Origin of the sequence: Streptococcus chosunensis (assembly GCF_003626515.1) — a bacterium.
Classification (GTDB): domain Bacteria; phylum Bacillota; class Bacilli; order Lactobacillales; family Streptococcaceae; genus Streptococcus; species Streptococcus chosunensis.
The window spans coordinates 860,319-880,403 of the sequence record NZ_RBCK01000001.1 but is presented as its reverse complement, the minus strand read 5'-3'; the positions used below and the strand labels follow the sequence as shown (position 1 = coordinate 880,403).

The window sequence follows — 20,085 nt, the reverse complement described above, 5'->3', positions numbered from 1 at the left end:
AAAACAGTCTCGTGATAGATCGTTTTAAGTATGACGCTGGACATAAGAATCATCAGAGGAAGGAATAGCGAGATTGTGTCTCTACGAATAGAAATGTGACAGTACGGCATGTATAGTAGATAAGGGTATTTGAAATTAGTTTATACTAGATTGAAAATTATTAAAATGTAGAACTTTTCTAATTTTCTGACTTTTTATTGAATTATTATCTTAATAGGTATATAATATATTTAAAGAAATCAAAGAATAAAGAGGTGGTAATATGAAATTATCACGATATGTCTTAAGGTATGATACTGAAGATGGTAGTGTATATTTTAATACCAAAAATAATCATTCATTTTTAATTACGAATGAATTGAAGAAGAATATAAAAGAAAATAAAACAACGGGAAGTGAATATATTGCCTATTTGGAAGAGAATAGATATTTACTTGAAGACAATGAGGTAAACAAATATTTAAAACAGATAGAAGATAGGAATAATGAGATACTAGAGTTTACAATTCTTACTCATGGAGATTGTAATTTTCGATGTAAGTATTGTTATGAACACTTTAAAAATATTGGAATGTCTATTGAAACAGAAAATGCTATTTTGAAATTTGCTGAAGAAAAATTGAGTAATTCTCAATATCATTTCCTAAGGATAGCATGGTTTGGTGGAGAACCTCTGTTAGGCTATAAAACAATTCAACGGCTTTCACTAGAATTTTTGAAAATTTGTGAGCGATTTGGAATAACGTATTCAGCAAGTATTACTACTAATGGATTTTTGTTAACATCTTCCAAATTTGAAAAATTAGTAAGAGAGTATGATGTTACTAATTTTCAGATTACTATTGATGGTGATGGAGAGAGTCATGATTCTCAACGTGTGTTAAAAAATCAAAAAGGTTCCTATGCGCGAATTTTAGACAATCTTCATAAAATGAAGGATAGTGATTTAGATTTTATTTGTACGTTAAGATTCAATATATCGAAGGAAAATTATGACCATATGGAATCATTTCTATTAAATGATGGTCGTTACTTTAAAAATGATGATAGATTTTTTCTTCTATATCATAATATTGGTAACTGGGGACAAGGAGATCGTTCTAAAGACGACTGTGTTACAGTATTTAAAAATGATATGAGTTTTGGTATTTCTAAGAAAGCAGTTGATTTGGGGTACCATCTATCTTTGCCAAGCATTGTGGTTCACAATTCCTTTTCTTGTTATGCCAATCGTTTAAATCACTATATGTTTAATGTTAGAGGTATTGTACAAGCATGTACAGTTGCTTTGTACGATAATCAAAATGTTTTTGGAAATATCAATACTGGATTGATTAACAAAGATAAAATGAAAGGATGGTTTTTATCTGTTAGAGAAGATTGTAAAACATGTCCCTTTGTTTTGATTTGTAAATCAGGCTTTTGTCCAATAGCCAAGCATATTACGGAATTAAGCTCTTCTGTGATTTGTAAGAATATGCAAGAGAAAATTCGTAAAAATCTAGCACTTTATGCTATTTCTGGATGCTATGAAGATATTTTAGATGTGGACTAGAGAGGGGTAAGCAAAAATGTCTATCAAGAAAAACAAAAAGGTTGTAAAAAAACCTGAAGTTGTAAGCAATAATTGTAATATTTGTTAAGTTTATATAGTAAAAATGGAGAGGAGTGCTAGCCTCTCTCTTTTTCTAGGAGGGCATTATGAATAAAATATTTCACTATCTGGATAAGAAAACGAAGTTTTATACTATCATCGGTGCACTGGCAAATGGAGGTTTAGCTCTTGCTCAACCCTTAGTCGTCTCACAAGCCTTGTCCTTAAATCAAGGAGAACTGACTTATTCTAAAATCATACAGTTTGCTATTTTTGGCTTTACAGTATACTTCGTCTTGTATAGCTTAATGCTCTTTTGTAATCATACACATAATGTTTTTAGACGTGAAATTCAAATGAATATGAGGGCAGATTTATTTGACAAGCTGATGATAAATAAAGATTTTAATGAAGATGAAAAAATCACCATGCTCACACAAGATATGGAGTATTTGGGGGATAATTACTTAGAAAAATACGTCAATATCATTTGCTGGAGTTTTGTAGCATTACTAACAGCGATTTATATTATTTCGCAAAATTTGTTACTAGGTAGTATTTTTGTCTTTTTCACTATTTTACGTCCTATTCCTCAGTTCTTGATGAATAAAAGACTCAAACATACTGGTGATGATATGGCACAAGGCAGAGTAGAAGTGCATAATCAAGTATCTGATAGTATCCGAGGAGCATATACTCTACTCATGAACCAAGCAATTTCTGAAAATCAGAACAGATTTTGGAAGATTAATCGAAATTATCAACTAGCCATTCAAAAATTTTGCTTTACCCATAATATAATTTTCTTTTGCAACGGTTTCATGGTCTTTTTAAGCCAAGTTTTACCACTTGTTTTAGGTTTTTACTTTGCTATGGCTGGGCAGAAAGTGTCAGTGGCAAGTCTTGTTGCTATGTATATCGCAGCAGGTCAGCTAGTGAGCCCTATTCAGACTATTATGTATGATGCTGTAGATATACAAGGGGCAAAAACGACAGCAGATAAGATTTTTGGAGTATTAGAAATTGAAGATGTAAAACAGATAGATAAAAAAGATGCGCAAGAATTGAATGCTCTGCACATTAAAAATTTAAGTAAATCCTATGGTGACAGACAACTTTTTACTCATCTAAATTTGGATGTTCAAGCAGGTCAGAAAGTTTTAATCAAAGGACCGAGTGGTTGTGGTAAGTCAACCTTGTTTCGACTCATTACTGGAGAAGAAATAGCAGATGAGGGAGAAATTATCGGTGTGACAACTGTTAATGAATGTACATCAAGTTTTGTATCCAGTATAGGAATTATTAGCCAACATCCATTTCTCTTTAACGATACAGTGCGTTATAATTTGACCTTAGGACAAGAATTTTCTGAGGAAGAGTTGCTTGCTGTTTTGAAACAAGTCAAACTAGATTTTGAATTGACGGGTGGGATGGATTTTATTATCAAAAATAACGGGGAGAATATTTCTGGGGGACAAAGAGTAAGGATTGAATTGGCACGTTTTCTTCTTCGTAAAAAAAATCTGTTATTGGCTGATGAAGTGACCGCAACCCTAGATAAAGAAAACGCCATCATGGTACATGAACTACTATTTTCACTTCCTGTTATGATGTTAGAAATTGCCCATCATATTGATGATGAAAGTAGATATCAACAAGTTGTAGATTTAGGAAAATATTGATTCTGGCTTAAAAGTTAGTTTTATCAGAAAATAAAGTAAATATTTCAGCAATAAAACACCCAGTATCAAGATTTTTCAATACATGATAATATGTGTTTTTCTGATTATATATACTTTTCCTAACTTCACTCTTTTTTCTTATCACAAGATTGTAATAGTTTACATTTTTATAACAAAACTCTCAAACTCTTACTTGTTTTTGCATCATATTATAAAATAAAAAGCATAAAAGAATAAAAGAGGTTTTGAAAATATCCGAAAAAAAATGAAAGTTTCGGGTTGGGTAGCGACCTTCATGTCTGTTATGATGTATGTGTCTTACTTCCTACAAATTATGAACAATCTGGTTGGTCAAAAAGGAAATTTCATCCAGACCTTGGTTGCTGCCATCAACTGTAGTCCTTAGATTTACTACGGTCTTTTCAAGAAAGAAAGAGATATTCCCCTTGCTCCTGCCAATGCTCCAGGTATTGTTTTTGGCCTTGTGACGGCTATTACAGCTTTGATTTAAAAAGAAGACTGGTTTCAGTTTTGTTCGTTTATGAAAATAGATGCTTCATTAAAGTAATTTTTGAATGAGAGTTGAGTGAAAAAGTCCAGTGACAGCTAGCTTTACAAGAGTCTTTTATGTTCATCTCTATCAAAGAAAAAAGTATATCGTTACTATTTTTATAAAATCTTCTCCCTACTTTATAAGATGTGAAAAAGAGTTCAATTCGAACTCTTTTTTTGCTATAATGAGGGGAGAAAAATCAGACAGGAGATCAAGATGTCAGAACCATTATTTTTACAATCAGTTATGCAAGAAAAAATCTGGGGTGGAACCAAGCTACGCGATGAGTTTGGCTATGACATCCCAAGTGAAAAAATAGGGGAGTACTGGGCCATCTCAGCTCATCCAAATGGAGTTTCAAAGGTGGCAAATGGTCGTTACGAGGGAACAGATCTAGCTACTTTGTATGCGGAGCACCGTGAATTGTTTGGGAATCGTCCAGAACCTGTATTTCCACTGTTGACTAAGATTCTGGATGCCAACGACTGGCTCAGTGTTCAAGTCCATCCAGACGATGCCTATGGACTAGAGCATGAAGGAGAACTCGGAAAAACAGAATGCTGGTACATCATCGCTGCGGATGAAGGTTCAGAGATTATTTACGGCCATAATGCCAAGTCAAAAGAAGAACTCCGTCAGCAAATCGAGGACAAGAACTGGGATGCCTTGCTGACCAAAGTACCAGTTAAAGCTGGAGATTTCTTCTATGTGCCAAGTGGCACCATGCACGCTATCGGGGCGGGCATCTTGATTCTTGAAACGCAACAGTCTAGTGATACCACCTATCGCGTCTATGACTTTGACCGCAAGGACGATAATGGAAACTTGCGTGAACTTCATCTTGAAAAATCAATTGATGTTTTAAACATTGGAGAGCCAGCAAATAGCCGTCCTGTGACTGTCAAAGCAGATGATTTGCGTTCCACTCTTCTTGTATCCAATGATTTCTTTGCAGTTTACAAGTGGGAAATCACTGGAAAAGTTGATTTTGAAAAGACAGCTGATTACAGCTTATTTAGTGTCTTAGCTGGTCAAGGTCAACTGATTGTTGATGGAAAAAACTATCCAATCCAAAAAGGCAGCCACTTTATCCTACCAAGTGATGTTGAAGCTTGCACTCTAGAAGGGCAAGGTTTGGAATTGATTGTTAGCCATCCATAAAATAAGAAAGGGCCTGAGTTCATTACTCAAGTCCTTTTTGATTACATAAATTGGGCGATGAAGACCACGATGATGATGATTGGAATGATGAAACGAAGAAGGAAGAGCCAGACTTGGAACAGTCCCTGTTTCCATGCTGTTTCATCAAGATGGAGTTCCTCCATTGCAAGAGCCTTTTTAAAGATATAGCCTGTAAAAAGTGAAAGGCAGAGAGCTCCAAATGGCATAAGGAGATTGGAAACCAAGAAGTCCATAGCATCAAAGAAGGTCTTCCCAAAAATATGAACATCTGCCATAATACTGTAAGATAGGGCTGAAGGGATTCCAAAGACAAAGGTCAAAATTCCTAAAATAACACTCCATTTGGCACGCTTGCTGTTGTCCTGATTGGTGATATTGCCTACATTGATTTCCAACATAACGACAGAAGAAGTGACCGTCGCAAAGAGGAAGAGCATGAGGAAGAGGATGTAGAAAATGGTTCCAAAAGGCATCTTGTCAAAGAGCTGAGGCAAGACGATAAAGAGCAGGCTCGGTCCCCCTTCAGATTGGATATTGAAGGCTGACATGGCTGGGAAAATGGCTAGACCCGCCATGATAGATACTGAAATATTCATGACTACGATGGAAATCCCTGACTGGACTAGATTGGTTTTTTTGTCCAAATAAGAAGCATAGGTCAGCATGGCTGTAACCCCTAGTGAGAGGGCAAAGAAAGATTGTCCCAGAGCATAGAGGAGACCAGCACTTGTCAGCTTAGAGAAGTCTGGTTTTAGGAAGTAAAGAACCCCTTCCATGGCATTTGGCAAACTGAGAGAGCGCCCAATGATGACAACAAAGATGATAAAGAGCAGGGGCATCATGACTTTCGAAGCTCTTTCAATCCCTTTTTGAACCCCACGTGATACAATGAAGATATTCAATAGGATAAAGGCTGCTTGAGCTCCTAGGGCAATGGCTGGATTTGAAATGATTGAAGTAAATAACTGAGCATAATCACCCGTTCCACCAAGTTGGAACAATTTTCCAAACTCAATGCCTAGATAGACTAAAATCCAGCCACCAATAACACTGTAAAACGATAAAAGGATAAAAAGGGCAAAGGCACCAATCCAACCGATAAAGTTGTACTTGCTATTCTTGCCGAGTTTTCCAAAGGTTTTGATTGCTGAGACACCAGCACTTCGGCCGAGAGCAAATTCAGCCAGCAAAAGGGGGAAACCAATTAAAATAGTGGAGATGAGAAAGACTAGTAAAAAGCCTCCACCGCCATTAGCAGCAGTCATATAGGGAAATTTCCAAACGGCTCCAAGTCCGATAGCTGAACCAGCAGATGCTAGAATAAAGCCTAGTTTAGAACCCCATTGCGATTTTTCAGACATAGTTAAACTCCTAAAATTAGTATTACAAAAGAAAAAGCTACTGCCCTTGGCAAATAGCCTCATCAGTACTCAAAATGAGCCTTTCTTTTGATTGATAGACTTGACTATCCTATCATGTTTTCTAAGGTCTGTCAAGAAAACCATTTTCACGTTATGATAAAGTAAAAAATTTCGCAAAAACGCTTGACTCTGACCTAGGGGGAGGGGTTATACTATCAATGTAATACTCTTCGAAAATCAAATTCAAACCACGTCAGCGTCGCCTTACCGTACTCAAGTACAGCCTGCGGCTAGCTTCCTAGTTTGCTCTTTGATTTTCATTGAGTATAAGGAGGAAATCATGTACCATATAAAAGAAGCTGCGCAGCTTTCGGGCGTCTCTGTCAAGACCCTACACCACTACGATAAGATAGGACTTTTGGTTCCTTTAAAGTCGGAAAATGGCTATCGAACCTATAGTCAGGAGGATTTGGAACGCCTTCAGGTTATTCTTTATTACAAATATCTAGGTTTTTCTTTAGAAAAAATAGCAGAGCTATTAAAGGAAGAAAGGACAGATTTATTGCCCCATCTGACCAGACAGTTGGACTATTTGACTCGAGAAAGGGAACATCTGGATACCTTGATTTCAACCTTGCAAAAAACCATTAAAGAACAAAAAGGAGAAAGAGAAATGAGCATTCAAGAGAAATTTGCTGGATTTAACTACCAAGACCATCAAAAATACCACCAAGAGGCGGTAGAGAAATATGGACAAGAAGTCATGGACCAAGCGCTGGAGCGCCAAAAAGGTCACGAAGACGAAGCTACGGCTGTCTTCAATCAAGTCTTTCGAGCCTTGTCACAAAATCTTCAAGCTGGTCTACCTGTAACAGCAACCGAAAATCAAGAAGAAGCCGCTAAACTCTTGCAAGCCATCCGTACTTATGGATTTGACTGCTCTATTGAGGTATTTGGTTATATCGGTAAAGGCTACGTCTACAACCCAGAATTTAAGGAAAACATTGACAAATTTGGACCTGGAACAGCCCAGTACACATCAGATGTGATTGCCTATTATGTCCAAACTCAGACAAAATAAAATCGGAGGAGCATTCTTCCGATTTTTACTAAATTCAAGCACTATTTGCTTAATAATTTTTCTACCACATTTAGTTTTCGCATGGTCAAATCTACATTAAAAAGCTTTTCAAGATAGTTGGTATGGAGTTTCTTTTGTTTAGCAGTTCTAGGGAGATAGAGGTAAAGGCAGTGGTTACCAATACAAATTTCTTCTTCACCGTAATCAATTTTCAATTTGTCTAAAGGGAGGCTTTGAATAGATTCTTGATAAAAAATCACGTGTATACGGTCATAAAGATAGTGTTCTCCAAAAGGGTTTTCTTGGACAATTTTTTTAAAATCACTTTTGTTCTTGATAACCATTTTTAAGTCGGCCCCAATTTTTTCCTTTATCAGAGTATGAACACATTCTCGTATTTCTTCTAAATCTAAATCACTTTCAAGAATGATATTCCCACTTTGAATATAGGTTCGAACTTGTTGAAAACCGGCTTCTGTTAAGATATCTACTAGATAAGACATTTTAGGGATAGCATTTTTTCCATTAGGAGTAACTCCCCTTAACAAGATAATATGTTCCAAAGGACTTCCTTTCTTTTGGGGCTGATTTAGCCATTAAATAATTCAGATTTAGATTGGGTTTGATCCCGCCACCCAACCAGTACAGAGGGCAGAAGTGATGTTAAACCCACCCGTGTGGGCATTGATATCCAGTACCTCGCCAGCAAAGTGGAGTCCAGGTACCAGCTTACTTTCTAGAGTTTTGGGATTGATTTCCTTGAGACTGACGCCCCCTTTGGTAACAAAGGACTTAGCAAGGGACATTTTACCAGTTACAGGAATTTTAAGTCCCTTGATAGACTGGACAAGTTGTTCGCGTTCCTTTTCAGTCAGTTGTTTGACTTTGTCAGGATAGCCTGGCACAAAAAATTCTGCCAAGTGTTCTGGAAGCAAAGTTTTTAAGGCATTTTTCAAGGATTTTTCCCGATTTTCTTCTAGAAATGCAGTCAAGTCCTCCTCAGAAAGTTGAGGCAAAACATCCAGTGAAAGAACCTCTCCGCCCTTGACAAAGCTGGACATACGCAGGGCAGCAGGACCTGATAAACCAAAGTGGGTAAAGAGTAAATCATGAGTGATGACATGCTTGCCATAGCTTAGGGTCACATCATCTAATGAAATCCCCTGCAGGGTCTTATGTGGAAAATCTGTCAATAAAGGGCTTTCAGCAGCCTCAAGCTCGGTAATAGTGTGCTTAAAGTGGCGGGCAATCTCGTGACCAAAACCAGTTGAACCAGTCGAAGGATAGGACTTTCCACCTGTTGTGACAATGAGTTTATCACAAGTGAAGGTCTGGTCCGCGGACTTAAGGACAAACTGGTTGTCGTTTTTTTTAACCGAAACAATTTCTGTTTGAGTAGCAACTTGACCACCGAGCTCAGTGATTTTCTTTTCCAAGGCTTCGATAATGGTACGAGATTTGTCACTAGCAGGAAAGACGCGTCCGTGGTCTTCAACCTTAAGTTTAACACCATTTTCCGTAAAAAAGTTGATGATATCATGGTTATCAAACTGAGAGAAAACACTGTATAGAAAGCGTCCGTTCCCAGGGATACCAGCTAGCAGGTCATCTAGAGTTCCGTTGTTAGTTACATTGCAGCGTCCCCCACCAGTACCAGCTAATTTTTTTCCAAGTTTTCGATTTTTTTCGATGAGGAGGGTTTTCTGTCCATAAAAGCTACTCGAAATCGTAGCCATCATACCAGCAGGACCTCCACCGATGACAATAGTATCAAAATGTTTCATAGCTCTATTGTACCACAAAAAACAAGAGATGATGGTCACCTCTTGTCAAGAATGTAATTAATCAATTTCATATCCCATCAGCAAACCGCCATCTTCTGCATAGAAACTGCAGAGGCCAGAGGTTGGTAAAATTTTAATATCCGCCTGTGGGAAATTTTCACGAATTCGCTCTGAAAGCTGTTGGCAACATTTCTCGTTATTGCGGTGGGCCATGACAATACGGCCACCAGCATATCCAGCTTTAATGATTTCATCATAGGCTGCCTGAATCGATTTCTTTGCTCCTCTTGCTTTTTGTAGCAATTCAAGGGTTCCAGTTTCACTAGCTTCCCCGACCATACGGATGTTGAGAAGGCCAACGACTGTACCGATAAGCTTGCTTAAACGGCCATTTTTTACCAAGTTGTCGACTTTAGCTAGGACAAAGAGCAACTTGGTTTTTTCTTGATAGGCAGTTATAGCTTCAACCACTTCTTCAAATGATAAGCCCTGGTCAATCAAGTCATTCAATTTTTCTACGAGTAGGTCAACCTCACCACCAGCAGACAAACTATCAATCACATGAATCTTAGTGTCAGGATGGTCTTCTAGATAAATATTCTTGGCTAGTTGAGCACTATTGTGACTGCCAGAAAGAGTACCAGTGATGGTTACTAGGAAAATGTTTTTGGCTCCTTCAAATGCTCGCAAATAGTCATCTGGGCTTGGACAAGCTGATTTTGAAGCTTCTGCAGTTGCATACATGGTTTCCATCATTTGGTCAATATCAAGACTGGCATCATCAACAAAGACCTGATCAGCTACTTGAATGGTTAAGGGAACACTTACAAAGGTTGTGTCAATAGCTGGTGCTTCCAGTTGACGATAATCACAACCAGAGTCAGTAATAATCTTCCAAGTCATAGAAATTCTCCATCTTTGTCAGTTATACATTGACAAAGGTTCTGTCTTTTTTTACAATTATATCATGAAAGTCCTTGAAACAAAAGCCTCATCCGTCTGTTGTGACAAGTAGAAAGAAAATGTTATGTCTGAACGTAGAATCTCTGAAAAGTCTCTTGAAAATCTCAGAAAATCAAACCAAGAATCCAATTTATTAACTAGAGAAGCCATCGAAACAGCCCTCTTGCAGCTCTTGGAAAAAAAGGATTTGACCAAGATTAGTATTTCTGAATTGGTCAAACGTGCAGGCGTTTCGCGTGCGGCCTTTTACCGCAATTATGATTCCAAAGAGGAAATTTTAGAGAGCGTCTTTAAACGAACTGTCCACAATATTATGGAACAGTTGCATCATTATGATTTAAAGACAGACCTTTATCTGGTCTGGGTTCACCTTTTCCGAGAAGCAAGAAAGGAAGCCAGAGTGATTCAGTTGGCCTTGGATTACCATCTGGAAAAAATCTTTGTCCAAGCCATGCAGGAGTTTCTGGAAAAATACCATGGAAAATCAAAAGGTGTCAGCTCTTATCTTCATTCCTTCTGGAGTTCGGCCATCGTCTCTGTTCTTCTAAAATGGATTAAGGATGGCATGAAGGTACCTGCTGAAAAGATTGCGGATTTACGCTTACCATTTTTTAAAAAATAGAGAAAAAGGAGAAAAGAGATGACTGAAAAAAGACTAGCATGGGATGAGTATTTTGCAGCTCAAGCCCTATTAATTGCCAATCGTTCCACTTGTAAGCGTGCCAAAGTAGGCGCGATTCTGGTAAAGGATAATAAGGTTATTTCCACGGGTTACAATGGTTCGGTGTCAGGTACCGAGCATTGTATTGATCACGAATGTCTGGTCATTGAAGGCCACTGTGTTCGCACCCTTCACGCCGAGGTCAATGCTATCCTTCAAGGTGCAGAACGTGGTGTTCCTAAAGGCTTTACAGCCTATGTGACCCATTTTCCTTGTCTCAACTGTACCAAACAATTGCTTCAGGTCGGCTGCAAGCGCGTGGTTTATATCAACCAGTACCGAATGGACGACTACGCCCAATACCTTTATCAAGAAAAAGGGACAGAATTGACCCATTTACCACTTGAGACAGTACAGACAGCTCTTAAAGAGGCAGATCTAATGTAAAAATTATCAAAAATAAATGGTTTAGAAAGATTTTTAAACCGTTTTTTGGTATAATAAGAAGAATAAATTGAAAGAAGGAATTCCAAAAATGGGAAAAATTGAAGTTATTAATCATCCACTGATTCAACACAAATTGTCAATCTTGCGTCGTACAGATACTTCTACAAAAGCTTTTCGTGAGCTAGTAGATGAGATTGCAATGTTGATGGGGTATGAAGTACTTCGTGATCTTCCACTAGAAGATGTGGAAATCGAAACACCAATCACAAAAACAGTTCAAAAACAATTGGCAGGTAAGAAATTGGCCATCGTTCCAATCTTGCGTGCGGGTATCGGGATGGTTGATGGTCTCTTGAGCTTGGTTCCAGCTGCTAAAGTTGGTCACATCGGTATGTACCGTGATGAAGAAACGCTTCAACCAGTTGAGTACTTGGTGAAATTGCCTGAAGATATTGACCAACGTCAAATTTTTGTGGTAGACCCAATGTTGGCAACAGGTGGCTCAGCAATCTTGGCTGTTGACTCCCTTAAAAAACGTGGCGCATCAAATATCAAATTTGTCTGCCTTGTATCTGCTCCAGAAGGTGTAAAAGCCCTTCAAGAAGCTCATCCAGATGTAGAAATCTTTACAGCAGCCTTGGATGAACGCTTGAACGAACACGGTTATATTGTTCCAGGTCTTGGAGATGCTGGAGACCGCTTGTTCGGTACGAAATAAGATCGAAAAGAAGAATGACTTGAAAAAGAATTTCCAGTCACGAAAGGAGGTTGAATTTTTGTTTCTGTCTAATGAAAACAGAGCAAAAATTTGACCTTTTTTGACCAAGATATTATAATAGTCTTATCTTCAGTCATTTGACAAACAAAAATAAAACTCAAAAGGAGAAATGAATGATTCCTGTAGTTATTGAACAAACAAGCCGTGGAGAACGTTCCTACGATATATACTCACGTCTTCTCAAAGACCGCATCATCATGTTGACAGGTCCAGTTGAAGACAATATGGCTAATTCTGTTATTGCCCAATTGCTTTTCTTGGATGCCCAAGATAGTACAAAAGATATTTACCTTTATGTCAATACACCTGGTGGTTCCGTTTCAGCTGGTTTGGCAATCGTTGATACTATGAACTTTATCAAGGCGGATGTCCAAACCATCGTTATGGGAATGGCTGCATCTATGGGGACAGTCATCGCATCAAGTGGGGCAAAAGGCAAACGTTTCATGCTTCCAAATGCTGAATACATGATCCACCAACCAATGGGTGGTACAGGTGGTGGTACTCAACAAACTGATATGGCGATTGCTGCAGAACATTTGCTTAAAACTCGTAACACCTTGGAAAAAATCTTGGCTGAAAATTCAGGTCAGTCAATCGAAAAAGTCCATGCAGATGCAGAACGAGATAATTGGATGAGCGCTCAAGAAACACTTGAATATGGTTTCATTGATGAAATCATGGCCAATAATTCATTGAACTAATGATCAAAGAAGGCAAACTCGACTGGGTTTGTTTTTTTTGGTATAATAGGGAAAGATTTCTTAGAAAGAGGATTTATCATGTTTGAAAAAGTCAATCGATCTGGCTTGATTATCTATCTTTACTATAATCGTGATGCAAAAAAACTGCAGGATTATGGAGATATTACCTATCATTCCAAGAAACATCGTTACTTACAACTCTATGTTCCAACTCAAGAAATGGAGCAATTGGTCGGGCGCTTGGGCAAGGAAAAGTTTATAAAAAAAGTCAGGGTTTGTCATATCCAAGAGCTGGAAACACCCTTTGTGGGCAATCTTCATCGAGAGGAAAACGTTATCATCGAAAAAGTTCAAGAAAAGTGTTGACAATTTTCTGATAATTCGGTATATTCTTAACATGCTATTTATTTAAGAAATAAGGAGACAAAAAAAGATGAAGAAAAAATTTGCCCTATCGTTTGTGGCGCTTGCAAGTGTAGCACTTCTTGCAGCCTGTGGAGAAGTGAAGTCTGGAGCGTCAAACGCTGCTGGTAACTCAGTAGAGGAAAAGACAATCAAAATTGGATTTAACTTCGAAGAAACTGGTGCCGTAGCTGCCTACGGAACATCTGAACAAAAAGGTGCCCAACTTGCCGTTGATGAAATCAATGCAGCAGGTGGTATCGACGGAAAACAAATCGAAGTAGTTGATAAAGATAATAAATCTGAAACTGCTGAGGCGGCTTCAGTAACAACTAACCTAGTAACCCAATCTAAGGTATCAGCAATCGTAGGACCTGCGACATCTGGTGCAACTGCAGCTGCGGTAGCGAACGCTACAAAAGCAGGTGTTCCATTGATTTCGCCAAGTGCGACTCAAGATGGATTGACTAAAGGTCAAGATTACCTCTTTATCGGAACATTCCAAGATAGCTTCCAAGGAAAAATTATCTCAAACTATGTTACTGAAAAATTAAACGCTAAGAAAGTTGTTCTTTACACTGACAATGCCAGCGACTATGCTAAAGGTATTGCTAAAGCCTTCCGTGAAGCTTACAAAGGTGAAATCGTTGCAGATGAAACTTTCGTAGCAGGTGACACAGACTTTCAAGCAGCCCTTACAAAAATGAAAGGGAAAGACTTTGATGCTATCATCGTCCCTGGTTACTACACTGAAGCTGGTAAAATTGTAAACCAAGCGCGTGGTATGGGAATTGATAAACCAATCGTTGGTGGTGATGGATTCAACGGTGAAGAGTTTGTACAACAAGCAACTGCTGAAAAAGCATCAAACATCTACTTTATCTCAGGCTTCTCAACTACTGTAGAAGTTTCAGCTAAAGCAAAAGCTTTCCTTGATGCTTACCGTGCTAAGTACAACGAAGAGCCTTCAACATTTGCAGCCTTGGCTTATGACTCAGTTCACCTTGTAGCAAACGCAGCAAAAGGTGCTAAAAACTCAGGTGAAATCAAGGATAACCTTGCTAAAACAAAAGATTTTGAAGGTGTAACTGGTCAAACAAGCTTCGATGCAGACCACAACACAGTCAAAACTGCTTACATGATGACCATGAACAATGGTAAGGTTGAAGCAGCAGAAGTTGTAAAACCATAATAGAAAAATGTTGAAATAGGGAATGAGCCTCTGACTCACTCCCTGTTTCGATGTTTAAGAACTTATCAAAAAACGAGGGAAAACCCTCAAAATTATATATAGAAAGAGTGAATCTTATGCTCCAACAACTAGTAAATGGTTTGATTCTAGGTAGTGTTTATGCGCTGTTAGCCCTAGGATATACCATGGTTTACGGAATTATCAAGCTCATCAACTTCGCCCACGGTGATATTTATATGATGGGAGCCTTTATCGGTTATTTCTTGATTAATTCTTTCCAAATGAATTTCTTTGTAGCGCTTATTGTAGCTATGCTAGCGACAGCCGTTCTTGGTGTCGTGATTGAATTCCTTGCTTACCGACCTTTGCGCCACTCCACTCGTATTGCTGTTTTGATCACAGCTATTGGGGTTTCCTTCCTATTGGAGTATGGAATGGTCTATCTGGTTGGTGCCAATACCCGTGCCTTCCCTCAAGCGATTCAAACAGTTCGCTATGATTTGGGACCAGTTAGCCTAACAAACGTGCAGTTAATGATTTTGGCCATTTCCTTGATTTTGATGATTTTGTTACAAGTCATTGTTCAAAAGACTAAGATGGGGAAAGCCATGCGTGCAGTATCCGTAGATAGTGATGCAGCGCAATTGATGGGGATCAATGTAAACCGTACTATCAGCTTTACTTTTGCTTTAGGTTCTGCTCTTGCGGGTGCGGCTGGTGTTCTGATTGCCCTTTATTATAACTCTCTTGAGCCTTTGATGGGGGTTACTCCAGGTCTCAAATCTTTCGTTGCCGCAGTACTTGGTGGTATTGGAATTATTCCTGGTGCGGCTCTTGGTGGCTTTGTAATTGGTCTATTGGAAACCTTTGCGACAGCCTTTGGGATGTCAGACTTCCGTGATGCCATTGTTTATGGAATCTTGTTGTTGATCTTGATTGTCCGCCCAGCTGGTATCCTTGGTAAGAATGTGAAAGAGAAGGTGTAAGCGATGAGAGAAAATTTAAAAGTTAATATTCTATGGTTACTCCTTTTGTTAGCTGGCTATGGCTTGATTAGTGTACTGGTTTCAGTTGGAGTACTCAATCTATTCTATGTACAGATTTTACAACAAATTGGAATTAATATTATTCTGGCTGTTGGTCTCAACTTAATCGTTGGTTTTTCAGGACAATTTTCACTTGGGCATGCTGGTTTCATGGCGATTGGTGCCTATGCCGCTGCTATTATTGGTTCTAAATCACCAACCTACGGCGCCTTCTTTGGAGCTATGCTGGTAGGTGCTTTGCTTTCAGGAGCAGTTGCTTTACTTGTCGGAATTCCAACCTTGCGCTTGAAGGGGGACTATCTTGCGGTAGCGACTCTCGGTGTATCTGAAATTATCCGTATTTTTATCATCAATGGTGGAAGCCTTACAAATGGTGCGGCAGGTATCTTGGGAATTCCTAACTTTACAACTTGGCAAATGGTTTACTTCTTTGTCGTGATTACAACCATTGCAACCTTAAACTTCTTACGTAGTCCAATTGGTCGTTCAACTCTCTCTGTTCGTGAGGATGAAATTGCTGCTGAGTCAGTTGGGGTTAATACGACTAAAATTAAAATCATCGCCTTTGTCTTTGGTGCTATTACTGCAAGTATTGCAGGGTCACTTCAGGCAGGATTTATCGGTTCAGTTGTACCGAAAGATTACACTTTCATCAACTCAATCAATGTTTTGATCATTGTTGTATTTGGTGGACTTGGTTCAATTACAGGTGCGATTGTTTCAGCTATTGTTCTTGGAATTTTGAATATGCTTCTCCAAGATGTTGCTAGTGTGCGTATGATTATTTACGCTTTGGCCTTGGTATTGGTAATGATTTTCAGACCAGGTGGTCTCCTTGGAACATGGGAATTGAGCCTATCACGTTTCTTTAAAAAATCTAAGAAGGAGGAACAAAACTAATGGCATTACTTGAAGTAAAACAGTTAACCAAACATTTTGGCGGTCTAACAGCTGTTGGAGATGTGACTCTTGAATTAAACGAAGGGGAACTGGTTGGACTAATTGGTCCAAACGGAGCTGGTAAAACCACCCTTTTCAACCTCTTGACAGGTGTTTATGAACCAAGTGAGGGAACGGTTACCTTAGATGGTCACCTTTTGAATGGGAAGTCACCTTATAAGATTGCCTCTTTGGGACTTGGACGTACTTTCCAAAATATCCGTCTCTTTAAAGATTTAACAGTTTTGGACAATGTTTTGATTGCTTTTGGCAACCATCACAAACAACATGTTTTTGCTAGTTTCTTACGCTTACCAGCTTTTTACAAGAGTGAAAAAGAATTAAAGGCTAAAGCTTTGGAATTGCTGAAAATTTTTGATTTAGATGGTGATGCAGAGACTCTTGCTAAAAACCTCGCCTACGGACAACAACGTCGTTTGGAAATTGTTCGTGCCCTTGCTACGGAACCTAAAATTCTATTTTTAGATGAACCAGCTGCAGGTATGAACCCACAGGAAACAGCCGAATTGACTGAGTTAATTCGTCGTATCAAAGATGAATTTAAGATTACGATCATGCTGATTGAACACGATATGAATCTGGTCATGGAAGTAACAGAACGTATCTACGTACTTGAATACGGTCGTTTGATTGCTCAAGGAACTCCAGACGAAATTAAGACCAATAAACGTGTTATCGAAGCTTATCTAGGAGGTGAAGCCTAATGTCTATGTTAAAAGTTGATAATCTTTCTGTGCATTACGGCATGATCCAAGCAGTCCGTGATGTAAGCTTTGAAGTTAATGAAGGAGAAGTTGTTTCCCTTATCGGTGCCAATGGTGCAGGTAAAACAACCATTCTCCGTACCTTGTCTGGTTTGGTTAGACCAAGTTCTGGAAAGATTGAATTTTTAGGTCAAGAAATCCAAAAAATGCCGGCCCAGAAAATCGTGGCAGGTGGTCTTTCACAAGTTCCAGAAGGACGCCACGTCTTTCCTGGCTTGACTGTTATGGAAAATCTAGAAATGGGAGCTTTCTTAAAGAAAAACCGTGAAGAAAATCAAGCTAACTTGAAGAAGGTTTTCTCACGTTTCCCACGTCTTGAAGAACGGAAGAACCAGGATGCAGCCACTCTTTCAGGGGGGGAACAACAAATGCTTGCCATGGGACGCGCCCTCATGTCAACACCAAAACTTCTTCTTTTAGATGAACCATCAATGGGACTTGCCCCAATCTTTATCCAAGAGATTTTTGATATCATTCAAGATATACAGAAGCAAGGAACAACCGTCCTCTTGATCGAACAAAACGCTAATAAAGCACTCGCAATCTCTGACCGAGGCTATGTATTGGAAACAGGAAAAATTGTCCTATCAGGAACAGGAAAAGAACTCGCTTCATCAGAAGAAGTCAGAAAAGCATATCTGGGTGGCTAAACTAGTCTGGGAGACTAGTTTAGGTTGCAAATGAAGATTACGAAGTAATCATCATTAATAGTCCGGGGGACCTTTTTAATCGGTGGATAGAGATTGCGAAGCAATCATCAAATCCACTGGATTGTTTTAGTCGGTGGATAAGGATTACGAAGCAATCATCACTATTGTCCGGGGGACCTTTTTAGTCGGTAGATTGAGATTGCAAACAAATCTGCATCTACTTTGAAAGATGAATTTCTGATAATTGAAAAAATGGAATGAAACGTTTCTTACCTTCATTCACAGAGCTCGATTTCAGAGCTCTTTTTGCTAGCTTATTCATACTTTTCTGAATTTTGAAAAAGAAATGTAAGCGTTTGATAGATTTACAAAAAGATTGTATAATAGGGATAAGAATAGAAAAGGAGAAGTCTCATGGCAGTTAAAGATTTTATGACCCGCAAGGTAGTGTATATTAGTCCAGATACAACAGTATCTCATGCAGCAGATTTAATGAGAGAGCAAGGATTGCACCGCTTGCCTGTTATCGAAAATGATCAATTAGTTGGTTTGGTAACTGAGGGAACCATTGCGCAAGCTAGCCCCTCAAAAGCAACAAGTCTTTCTATCTATGAGATGAACTATCTTCTGAATAAGACCAAAGTAAAAGATGTAATGATTCGAGATGTTGTTACTGTCTCAGGCTATGCTAGTCTAGAAGATGCAACTTATCTGATGCTGAAAAACAAGATTGGTATTCTTCCTGTTGTTGATAACCATCAAGTCTATGGTGTTATTACGGACCGTGACGTTTTCCAAGCCTTTCTTGAAATTGCTGGTTACGGTGAAGAAGGAATTCGTGTGCGCTTTGTTACGGAAAATGAAGTTGGTGTTCTTGGAAAAATTGTTTCTTTGATTGTAGAAGAAAATTTGAATATCTCTCATACAGTCAATATTCCGCGTAAGGATGGTAAGGTGATTATCGAAGTTCAAATCGATGGATCAATCGATTTACCAGCCTTGAAAGAAAAATTTGAATCAGAGAATATTCAAGTAGAAGAAATCACTCGTACTTCAGCAAAAGTCTTGTAAGAAGGGAAGCCGAAAGGCTTCTTTTTACGTGCAATAAGGGATTAGAGCAAAAGATGGAAAGAAATGATAGATTATGGTATAATAAAACGATACAACAAAGGAGTATTTATGGACATTTCAGAAATTCGTCAGAAAATTGACGCCAATCGTGAAAAATTAGCTTCTTTCAGGGGGTCTCTTTGACCTCGAAGGTTTAGAGGAAGAGATTGCCATCTTGGAAAACAAGATGACAGAACCTGATTTTTGGAACGATAATATCGCGGCCCAAAAAACGTCGCAAGAATTAAATGAATTAAAAAACACCTACAACACTTTCCACAAAATGGAAGAGTTGCAGGATGAAGTCGAAATTTTATTGGACTTTTTAGCTGAAGATGAGTCTGTGCATGAAGAATTGGTTGAACAGTTGTCAGAGCTGGATAAGATGATGACCAGTTACGAAATGACCCTTCTCTTGTCAGAACCTTATGACCATAATAATGCCATCTTGGAAATCCATCCAGGATCCGGTGGTACAGAGGCTCAAGACTGGGGTGATATGTTGCTTCGTATGTACACTCGCTATGGAAATGCTAAAGGCTTTAAAGTAGAAGTCTTGGATTACCAAGCAGGAGATGAAGCTGGTATCAAGTCAGTAACCTTATCATTTGAAGGACCTAATGCCTATGGTCTTCTCAAGTCAGAAATGGGGGTACACCGTTTGGTGCGAATTTCACCATTTGACTCTGCTAAACGTCGCCATACCTCTTTCACATCTGTAGAAGTGATGCCTGAGCTGGATGATACTATTGAAGTGGAAATCCGTGAAGATGATATCAAGATGGATACCTTCCGTTCAGGTGGTGCTGGTGGACAAAACGTCAATAAAGTTTCAACAGGGGTGCGTTTGACACACATTCCTACGGGAACTGTCGTTCAGTCAACGGTCGATCGTACCCAATATGGAAATAGAGATCGAGCTATGAAGATGTTACAGGCCAAGCTCTATCAAATGGAGCAAGAAAAGAAAGCTGCGGAAGTCGATTCCCTCAAGGGTGAGAAAAAGGAAATCACATGGGGAAGTCAAATCCGTTCTTATGTTTTCACGCCTTATACTATGGTAAAAGATCATCGAACTAGCTTTGAAGTTGCGCAGGTAGATAAGGTTATGGATGGAGACCTAGATGGTTTTATCGATGCTTATCTCAAGTGGCGAATCAGCTAAGATAGA

20 protein-coding genes and 1 pseudogene are annotated in these 20,085 nt (G+C 38.8%); 17 read left to right on the top strand and 4 right to left on the bottom strand.

Annotated elements, in window-relative coordinates:
- Positions 1–262 precede the first annotated feature (262 nt).
- The 4 genes and pseudogenes from D7D54_RS04250 to manA all read left to right on the top strand — a co-directional run bounded on the left by D7D54_RS04250 (position 263) and on the right by manA (position 4,990).
- Positions 263–1,555: a radical SAM protein gene (locus tag D7D54_RS04250; RefSeq protein ID WP_020901923.1), complete on the top strand. Its 1,293-nt coding sequence runs from the start codon at positions 263–265 to the stop codon at positions 1,553–1,555.
- A gap of 146 nt (positions 1,556–1,701) precedes the next feature.
- Complete coding sequence (locus D7D54_RS04245) at positions 1,702–3,276, top strand: ATP-binding cassette domain-containing protein (RefSeq protein ID WP_120718879.1); 1,575 nt, start codon at positions 1,702–1,704, stop codon at positions 3,274–3,276.
- Between the two features lie 265 nt (positions 3,277–3,541).
- Positions 3,542–3,787, top strand: a pseudogene (locus D7D54_RS04240) (hypothetical protein).
- 258 nt (positions 3,788–4,045) lie between these two features.
- Positions 4,046–4,990, top strand: coding sequence for a mannose-6-phosphate isomerase, class I (manA, locus tag D7D54_RS04235; RefSeq protein WP_120718878.1), 945 nt, complete (start codon positions 4,046–4,048; stop codon positions 4,988–4,990).
- A 41-nt stretch (positions 4,991–5,031) separates the two neighbouring features.
- On the opposite strand, the gene D7D54_RS04230 is transcribed toward manA, so the two are convergent.
- The gene (locus D7D54_RS04230; RefSeq protein WP_120718877.1) at positions 5,032–6,372 is read right to left on the bottom strand and encodes a sodium-dependent transporter; all 1,341 of its coding nucleotides are present in this window, start codon (positions 6,370–6,372) and stop codon (positions 5,032–5,034) included.
- Between the two features lie 340 nt (positions 6,373–6,712).
- Here D7D54_RS04230 and D7D54_RS04220 point away from each other — a divergent pair, with 340 nt between their 5' ends.
- Positions 6,713–7,453 carry a MerR family transcriptional regulator gene (locus D7D54_RS04220; RefSeq protein ID WP_120718876.1) on the top strand — a complete coding sequence of 247 codons (741 nt, stop codon included), beginning with the start codon at positions 6,713–6,715 and terminating at the stop codon, positions 7,451–7,453.
- Positions 7,454–7,494: 41 nt separating this feature from the next.
- Here the strand turns inward: D7D54_RS04220 and D7D54_RS04215 are convergent, their stop codons facing one another.
- Genes D7D54_RS04215 through D7D54_RS04205 form a run of 3 tightly spaced genes read right to left on the bottom strand, consistent with a single transcriptional unit; the run spans position 7,495 to position 10,140 of the window.
- Positions 7,495–8,016 carry a DUF1697 domain-containing protein gene (locus D7D54_RS04215; protein WP_061864256.1) on the bottom strand — a complete coding sequence of 174 codons (522 nt, stop codon included), beginning with the start codon at positions 8,014–8,016 and terminating at the stop codon, positions 7,495–7,497.
- Positions 8,017–8,064: 48 nt separating this feature from the next.
- Positions 8,065–9,237, bottom strand: coding sequence for an aminoacetone oxidase (aao, locus tag D7D54_RS04210; RefSeq protein ID WP_120718875.1), 1,173 nt, complete (start codon positions 9,235–9,237; stop codon positions 8,065–8,067).
- A 57-nt stretch (positions 9,238–9,294) separates the two neighbouring features.
- The gene (locus D7D54_RS04205) at positions 9,295–10,140 is read right to left on the bottom strand and encodes a DegV family protein (RefSeq protein ID WP_120718874.1); all 846 of its coding nucleotides are present in this window, start codon (positions 10,138–10,140) and stop codon (positions 9,295–9,297) included.
- Positions 10,141–10,264: 124 nt separating this feature from the next.
- Between D7D54_RS04205 and D7D54_RS04200 the strand changes: the two genes are divergently transcribed.
- The 12 genes from D7D54_RS04200 to prfB all read left to right on the top strand — a co-directional run bounded on the left by D7D54_RS04200 (position 10,265) and on the right by prfB (position 20,079).
- Positions 10,265–10,822 carry a TetR/AcrR family transcriptional regulator gene (locus D7D54_RS04200; RefSeq protein WP_000004136.1) on the top strand — a complete coding sequence of 186 codons (558 nt, stop codon included), beginning with the start codon at positions 10,265–10,267 and terminating at the stop codon, positions 10,820–10,822.
- Between the two features lie 18 nt (positions 10,823–10,840).
- Positions 10,841–11,308, top strand: a complete 468-nt coding sequence (locus D7D54_RS04195) for a deoxycytidylate deaminase (RefSeq protein WP_000136976.1) — start codon at positions 10,841–10,843, stop codon at positions 11,306–11,308.
- Positions 11,309–11,396: 88 nt separating this feature from the next.
- Positions 11,397–12,026 (top strand): uracil phosphoribosyltransferase, encoded by a 630-nt coding sequence (upp, locus tag D7D54_RS04190; RefSeq protein WP_000515974.1) that lies wholly within the window; start codon positions 11,397–11,399, stop codon positions 12,024–12,026.
- A 173-nt stretch (positions 12,027–12,199) separates the two neighbouring features.
- Entirely contained in the window at positions 12,200–12,790 is a 591-nt protein-coding gene (gene clpP / locus D7D54_RS04185; RefSeq protein WP_000613475.1) for an ATP-dependent Clp protease proteolytic subunit ClpP, read from the top strand.
- Positions 12,791–12,868: 78 nt separating this feature from the next.
- Positions 12,869–13,156: a YlbG family protein gene (locus D7D54_RS04175; RefSeq protein ID WP_000462118.1), complete on the top strand. Its 288-nt coding sequence runs from the start codon at positions 12,869–12,871 to the stop codon at positions 13,154–13,156.
- Positions 13,157–13,223: 67 nt separating this feature from the next.
- Complete coding sequence (locus D7D54_RS04170; RefSeq protein WP_000726121.1) at positions 13,224–14,384, top strand: ABC transporter substrate-binding protein; 1,161 nt, start codon at positions 13,224–13,226, stop codon at positions 14,382–14,384.
- A 116-nt stretch (positions 14,385–14,500) separates the two neighbouring features.
- Positions 14,501–15,370: a branched-chain amino acid ABC transporter permease gene (locus tag D7D54_RS04165; RefSeq protein WP_020901916.1), complete on the top strand. Its 870-nt coding sequence runs from the start codon at positions 14,501–14,503 to the stop codon at positions 15,368–15,370.
- A gap of 3 nt (positions 15,371–15,373) precedes the next feature.
- Positions 15,374–16,330 carry a branched-chain amino acid ABC transporter permease gene (locus tag D7D54_RS04160; protein WP_033681397.1) on the top strand — a complete coding sequence of 319 codons (957 nt, stop codon included), beginning with the start codon at positions 15,374–15,376 and terminating at the stop codon, positions 16,328–16,330.
- A complete protein-coding gene (locus D7D54_RS04155; RefSeq protein ID WP_001185997.1) occupies positions 16,330–17,094 on the top strand; it encodes an ABC transporter ATP-binding protein in 765 nt (254 codons plus the stop codon). The genes D7D54_RS04160 and D7D54_RS04155 overlap by 1 nt, the downstream gene beginning before the upstream one ends.
- Complete coding sequence (locus D7D54_RS04150) at positions 17,094–17,804, top strand: ABC transporter ATP-binding protein (RefSeq protein WP_000062200.1); 711 nt, start codon at positions 17,094–17,096, stop codon at positions 17,802–17,804. The genes D7D54_RS04155 and D7D54_RS04150 overlap by 1 nt, the downstream gene beginning before the upstream one ends.
- A 414-nt stretch (positions 17,805–18,218) precedes the next feature.
- The gene (locus D7D54_RS04145) at positions 18,219–18,875 is read left to right on the top strand and encodes a CBS domain-containing protein (RefSeq protein ID WP_004256822.1); all 657 of its coding nucleotides are present in this window, start codon (positions 18,219–18,221) and stop codon (positions 18,873–18,875) included.
- Between the two features lie 108 nt (positions 18,876–18,983).
- A protein-coding gene (gene prfB / locus D7D54_RS04135; protein WP_100198837.1) for a peptide chain release factor 2 occupies positions 18,984–20,079 on the top strand; the annotation gives its coding sequence in 2 pieces (ribosomal slippage) (positions 18,984–19,055 and positions 19,057–20,079; 1,095 coding nt in all).
- Positions 20,080–20,085: the final 6 nt, after the last annotated feature.

Excerpts from the sequence above, each read along its gene's own strand:
- D7D54_RS04250 (WP_020901923.1), top strand. The coding sequence starts at position 263 with ATGAAATTATCACGATATGTCTTAAGGTATGATACTGAAGATGGTAGT.
- D7D54_RS04245 (WP_120718879.1), top strand. The coding sequence starts at position 1,702 with ATGAATAAAATATTTCACTATCTGGATAAGAAAACGAAGTTTTATACT.
- manA (WP_120718878.1), top strand. The coding sequence starts at position 4,046 with ATGTCAGAACCATTATTTTTACAATCAGTTATGCAAGAAAAAATCTGG.
- D7D54_RS04230 (WP_120718877.1), bottom strand. The coding sequence starts at position 6,372 with ATGTCTGAAAAATCGCAATGGGGTTCTAAACTAGGCTTTATTCTAGCA.
- D7D54_RS04220 (WP_120718876.1), top strand. The coding sequence starts at position 6,713 with ATGTACCATATAAAAGAAGCTGCGCAGCTTTCGGGCGTCTCTGTCAAG.
- aao (WP_120718875.1), bottom strand. The coding sequence starts at position 9,237 with ATGAAACATTTTGATACTATTGTCATCGGTGGAGGTCCTGCTGGTATG.
- D7D54_RS04205 (WP_120718874.1), bottom strand. The coding sequence starts at position 10,140 with ATGACTTGGAAGATTATTACTGACTCTGGTTGTGATTATCGTCAACTG.
- D7D54_RS04200 (WP_000004136.1), top strand. The coding sequence starts at position 10,265 with ATGTCTGAACGTAGAATCTCTGAAAAGTCTCTTGAAAATCTCAGAAAA.
- D7D54_RS04195 (WP_000136976.1), top strand. The coding sequence starts at position 10,841 with ATGACTGAAAAAAGACTAGCATGGGATGAGTATTTTGCAGCTCAAGCC.
- upp (WP_000515974.1), top strand. The coding sequence starts at position 11,397 with ATGGGAAAAATTGAAGTTATTAATCATCCACTGATTCAACACAAATTG.
- clpP (WP_000613475.1), top strand. The coding sequence starts at position 12,200 with ATGATTCCTGTAGTTATTGAACAAACAAGCCGTGGAGAACGTTCCTAC.
- D7D54_RS04175 (WP_000462118.1), top strand. The coding sequence starts at position 12,869 with ATGTTTGAAAAAGTCAATCGATCTGGCTTGATTATCTATCTTTACTAT.
- D7D54_RS04170 (WP_000726121.1), top strand. The coding sequence starts at position 13,224 with ATGAAGAAAAAATTTGCCCTATCGTTTGTGGCGCTTGCAAGTGTAGCA.
- D7D54_RS04165 (WP_020901916.1), top strand. The coding sequence starts at position 14,501 with ATGCTCCAACAACTAGTAAATGGTTTGATTCTAGGTAGTGTTTATGCG.
- D7D54_RS04160 (WP_033681397.1), top strand. The coding sequence starts at position 15,374 with ATGAGAGAAAATTTAAAAGTTAATATTCTATGGTTACTCCTTTTGTTA.
- D7D54_RS04155 (WP_001185997.1), top strand. The coding sequence starts at position 16,330 with ATGGCATTACTTGAAGTAAAACAGTTAACCAAACATTTTGGCGGTCTA.
- D7D54_RS04150 (WP_000062200.1), top strand. The coding sequence starts at position 17,094 with ATGTCTATGTTAAAAGTTGATAATCTTTCTGTGCATTACGGCATGATC.
- D7D54_RS04145 (WP_004256822.1), top strand. The coding sequence starts at position 18,219 with ATGGCAGTTAAAGATTTTATGACCCGCAAGGTAGTGTATATTAGTCCA.